Annotated in this window: 4 protein-coding genes; 3 read left to right on the top strand and 1 reads right to left on the bottom strand. The window is 65.8% G+C overall.

Annotated elements, in window-relative coordinates; genetic code table 11:
- Positions 1 to 342 precede the first annotated feature (342 nt).
- Positions 343 to 1,578, top strand: coding sequence for a glycosyltransferase family 4 protein (locus FJ091_21865; protein MBM4385998.1), 1,236 nt, complete (start codon positions 343 to 345; stop codon positions 1,576 to 1,578).
- A gap of 53 nt (positions 1,579 to 1,631) precedes the next feature.
- Here the strand turns inward: FJ091_21865 and FJ091_21860 are convergent, their stop codons facing one another.
- Positions 1,632 to 2,624, bottom strand: coding sequence for a Gfo/Idh/MocA family oxidoreductase (locus FJ091_21860; protein ID MBM4385997.1), 993 nt, complete (start codon positions 2,622 to 2,624; stop codon positions 1,632 to 1,634).
- A gap of 222 nt (positions 2,625 to 2,846) precedes the next feature.
- Between FJ091_21860 and FJ091_21855 the strand changes: the two genes are divergently transcribed.
- Both FJ091_21855 and FJ091_21850 read left to right on the top strand, forming a co-directional pair.
- The gene (locus FJ091_21855) at positions 2,847 to 3,440 is read left to right on the top strand and encodes an N-acetyltransferase (protein MBM4385996.1); all 594 of its coding nucleotides are present in this window, start codon (positions 2,847 to 2,849) and stop codon (positions 3,438 to 3,440) included.
- 54 nt (positions 3,441 to 3,494) lie between these two features.
- Positions 3,495 to 4,661, top strand: coding sequence for a DegT/DnrJ/EryC1/StrS family aminotransferase (locus tag FJ091_21850; GenBank protein ID MBM4385995.1), 1,167 nt, complete (start codon positions 3,495 to 3,497; stop codon positions 4,659 to 4,661).
- The last annotated feature ends 273 nt before the right edge of the window (positions 4,662 to 4,934 follow it).

Raw genomic sequence — 4,934 nt, 5'->3', positions numbered from 1 at the left:
CGTCCGCACTCGAGCCTCGGCAATCTCACGCCGGCAGAGTTTGCCGCGCGAGGTCGATCAACAGAGCAACCAGGGGCCGTTCTCTAGAGACCGTTGGTCCGAGAAATGCCAGCAGGTCAGCGGCATGGCTTGGCTCTTCCTCCGGAGAACTGATCGACACTACCGCAGTTCGACGACTGGACGGAGCGACAGCAGAACTCATCCCGGAAGCTCTGGGGTGGCGCCCGCGCTCGTCCCTGGTTCGTCCGAGCGCTGGCGTAACCGAACGCGCTGCTGTTTGATTGCCGATCCGCGCCAACACCCAGCAACTGCCAACTGCGGATTTCATCGAGCACTCTACTCATGCGCATCTGGATCGTAGAGATCGGAGAACCGCTGCCCCTCGAGACGGGGAAGCGCCTGTTGCGGTACGGGCAGTTCAGTGCGTTTCTCGCCGCGCGGGGTCACGAGGTCACGTGGTTTGCTTGCGACTTCTCTCATGCGGTCAAGGCTCACGTCGCCCGCGTCGGCACGCATCGGCTGACCAACGGCGTTGCGCTGAAGGTTCTGCACGCGCCGGGGTATTCCGCGAACGTCTCGCTCGCGCGCTCTTGGCACCACCGAGCTTTCGCGCGCGCCCTAGCGGCCGACCTGAAGCACGAGACAACGCCACCCGATTTCATCCTGTGCCCGATTCCGACGATCGAGAACGCGGAGGTGATCCGAGACTACGCCGCGCGGCATCGGGTTCCGTACATCCTCGATGTGCGTGACAACTGGCCCGACGAACTCGTGCGGCGCGCGCCCTACCCGCTCCAGCTACTTGCACGCGCCGCGCTTCGCGGGCTGTTCTCGGCTGCGCGGGCGGCGGCGCGGGATGCGGCGTTCATCACGGGCGTTTCGAGGCTCCAGGTCGAGTACGGCCTGAGTCTGGCGGGCCGGCCCTTCGACGAGAGCCGCGATCATGTGTTCCACCACGGTTACACTCGCAGCGTGGTCGCGCCGGAAGCGCACAGGGATGCGATGGATTGGTGGAGAGAGCGCGGCCTACGAGCAGCGAAGGTCATCTCGTTCGTGGGCACTCTGGGCGTGAGCTTCGACTTCGAGCCCGTGTTTGCCGCAGCGCGACGGCTCTGGCGCGAGGGCCGCCGGGACATCCAGATCGTGGTTGCGGGAGATGGCGACGCGCGCGATGCCCTGGTTGGGCGTGGCAACGAGCTGATGCTGTTCCCCGGCTGGATCGACATGGCTCGCATCGACGCGCTGCTCGCCAACAGTGTTGCGGCAGTCGCGCCCTACATCCCAAATACGGCGATGTCGCTCCCGAACAAGTTCTTCGAGTACTTCGCGTACGGTCTTCCGGTGCTCTCCTCGTGCTCGGGTGAGAGTGCGGAGCTGATCGCCGAGCACGGGATTGGCATCCAATACGACCCCTCGACTCCGGACGACTTCTACAAATGCCTCTTGAGGATCACGGAGCATCCTGAGCAGGCGCGGGCGATGGGTCGGGCCGCGCTCTCACTCTTTTCGGCCCAGTTCGACCAGTCGCTGCTGTTCTCGGAGATGGAAAAGCGGATTCGTGGGGTCGCCCGATGCTGAGTCCCAGTCGCCTTCCACGAAGGGCAGGTGCGCTCCGATGACCCTCTCGACTCTCATAGCTCTCGTTTGAGCCTTACCGGCGCCCCCCCCTTCTCGAGCGACGCCTGGCAGGCCTCTAGAACACGAAGCACACGCAACCCGTTCGCCCCATCGGTGCGCGGCGGCTTGCGGTCGGCGATCGCGGCGAGAAAGGCCTCGCATTCGAGGCGCAGCGGCTCCGTCTCGCCGAAGAAGAGCGTCGTCTCCGCCGTCTGGCGCGGCACGAGCACGCCACTGCGCTGCTCGATGCCCTTGTCGTAGAGCTTCAGCTTTCCCTCCCGCGCGGTGTCATCGAAGACGGCCATCTTCTTGTCGCCGATCACCACGAGGCGTTGCTCCTTGTTCGGGTGCAACCACGAAACGAAGATGTGAGCGCGCACGCCTCCCGGGAACGCGAGGTTGGACACCGTGACGTCGGGGACACCTCGTGTCAGGTATTCGCCGCCAGAGGCGCTCACGACTTCTGGATCGGTTCCCACGAGCGACAGAATGATCGAGATGTCGTGCGGCGCGAAGCTCCAGAGGATGTTCTCCTCCGTACGCACCTTTCCCAGGTTCAGCCGGTTCGAGTACACGTATCGCAAGGAGCCCAGCTCGCCGCGCTCGACGAGGTCAGTCAGCAGCCGCACGGCCGGGTGGTATTCGAGCACGTGGCCGACCATCAGAATCCGGCCGCGCTCGCGGGCGAGCTCGAGTAGCACTTCGCCGTCCGCCTCGTGCAACGCGAGCGGCTTTTCGACGAATACGTCCTTGCCGGCGGCGAGCGCTGCGCGCGCGTGCTCGAAGTGCAGGGCAGCAGGGGTCGCGAGCACGACGCCCTCGATCGCGGGATCTGAGAGCACTTCTTCGTAGCTGCGCGTGGCGCGCACCGGCTTGTGCTGCGCTGCGATTCTCTCGAGTGTCGGGCCGTGACCATCGCACAGGGTGTGCAGTGCACCCAGCTGCGCAAAGTTGCGCGCGAGGTTCTTCCCCCAATAACCGACCCCTACGACTGCCACACCGCTCATCGCGTCCGCCTCGGTTCGCCTGGCCACCAAGCGCCGGCTGATGGATCTTGGCGAACTAAGCGGGAATCGGCACGAGCGCGGGCACGAATCTCCTCGAGCCCAAGCACGCTTCCATCGGGTCGAACTCCGTGCTCGCGGAGTCAAGATCGCTATCGTCGACGACGCGCGCGGTCGGAGGGCGGAGACTTCTGCGAGAGAGAGGGACGGAGCGCCGTGCACCCGCTGGCGGAAAAATTCCCGGGCGTCTTCCTGCACGAGAGCGTCTCGGTCGACCTACCCTGCGAGATTGGCGCCGGCACTCGCATCTGGCACTTTGGCCACGTGCTCGCAAACGCCCGCATTGGCAAGAACTGCTCGCTCGGGCAGAACGTGATGGTCGCCAGCGGCGTGGCGATTGGCGACGGCTGCAAGATCCAGAACAACGTCTCGCTCTACACCGGCGTCACACTCCAGGACTTCGTCTTTTGTGGGCCCTCGATCGTGTTCACGAACGTGCTGCATCCCCGCGCTGAGATCTCACGCAAAGACGAGTACGCGGCCACGCTGGTGAAGCGCGGCGCGACGCTCGGAGCAAACGCCACGATTGTGTGCGGTCGGATCATTGGCGAGTACGCGTTCATCGGTGCTGGCGCCGTCGTGAACCGCGACGTCCGGCCCTACGCGCTCATGGTCGGCACGCCGGCGAAGCGCATCGGCTGGGCGTGCCGCTGCGGCGAGACGCTGCCCAGGGGCCGCGGGGACGTGACGTGCCCCCGCTGCGCGAACGTCTACCGCCTGCTCGCCGACGACCTCGACGTCGTGCACGAGAATCAGTGAGCGCCACCAACGGCTGAGCCGCGCAAAGTTCAGACAGGAGAGGCCGGAACCCCGATGAAGCCCGTACCGATTCCACAGCTCGACCTGACGCCGCAGTACGAGACACTGCAGCACGAGCTCGCCGCCGCGATGAACAAGGTGCTCGAAGAGCAGAAGTTCATTCTCGGCCCAGAGGTCGGCATGTTCGAGCGCGAGCTCGCTGAATACTGCGACGCGCGGTACGCGGTGGCGTGCGCGAGCGGAAGCGATGCGCTGATCCTCGCGTTGATGGAGCTCGGGCTGCGGCCGGGCGACGCGGTGGCGTGCCCAACCTACACGTTCTTCGCGACGGCGGGTGCGATCGCGCGCTTGGGCCTTCGGATCGTGTTCACAGACGTCGATCCCTCCACCTACAACATGAGCCTCGAGACTCTCGAGCGCGCGTTGCTGAGCCGACCGAAGGTCAAGGCAGTAATCCCCGTGCATCTCTTCGGTCAAGCCTGCGAGCCCGAGCTCGACGACGCGATCCGTGCGCGAGGCGCAGCGATCGTGCACGACGCCGCGCAGGCGATTGGCGCGATCGACGCTCGGGGCTGCAAGCTGGGCTGCGCAGGCCTCGCGTGCTTCAGCTTCTTCCCGAGCAAGAATCTCGGTTGCTACGGAGACGGCGGTGCCCTGACGACTGGCGACCCGAAACAGGCCGAGCACCTGCGCCGCCTTCGGGCGCACGGGGCCGCGCAGAAGTACTTCCACGACGAAGTGGGCATGAACTCGCGCCTCGACACGCTGCAGGCGGCCGTGTTGCGCGTGAAGCTCCCGCACCTCGACGCGTGGAACACCGAACGCGCTCGCGCGGCCTCCCACTACGCGGCGCTGTTCGCGAGCGAAGGCGCTGCGGACTCGAGCGTGCCGCTCGCGGCCGGTGGCCTCGCGTTGCGCATCCCGCGTCCGCCAACGGAGCCCGCGCGCCACGTGTGGAACCAATACGTCGTGCGCGTGCCAGCCGCCAAGCGCGATGCGCTGAAGGAACACCTTGGCGCGTCGGGGATCGGCGCCAGCATCTACTACCCCAAACCGCTGCACCTGCAACCTTGCTTCGCAGCGCACGGCTATCAGGCCGGCGAGCTGCCGGTGAGCGAAGCTGCAGCGCTCGAGACGCTCGCGCTACCGATTTTTCCGGAGCTGACCGACGCGCAGATCGAGCGCGTGGTGAGCGAGGTCGTGGGTTTCCTGAAGAAGTGATCGCACAGCACTCCGCGCGGAAGATCGGCGCCGCGCGGTGGGAGCCCCGGAGGAATCGCTGACGCGTATGGCTGCGCACGAAGCACTGCCCGACTTGCAGAGCAACGGCAAACACTTCCTCGAGGGGATAGGAAGAACAAGCGCGATTTCCCGCTGGGTCGCGAACGAACGTTATGACAAATCCAGCACCGCCGGACCGTTTCGTCGCCTATAGGCGGGGAAATCAAGCCGATCCGGGTGCGGCGACGGGACGCCGCGCCCCCCGCCCTGCGA

The organism is Deltaproteobacteria bacterium, assembly GCA_016875395.1.
Classification (GTDB): Bacteria; Myxococcota_A; UBA9160; order UBA9160; family UBA6930; genus VGRF01.
The sequence above is the reverse complement of the archived record's forward strand: the minus strand, read 5'-3'. Positions and strand labels throughout refer to the sequence as shown.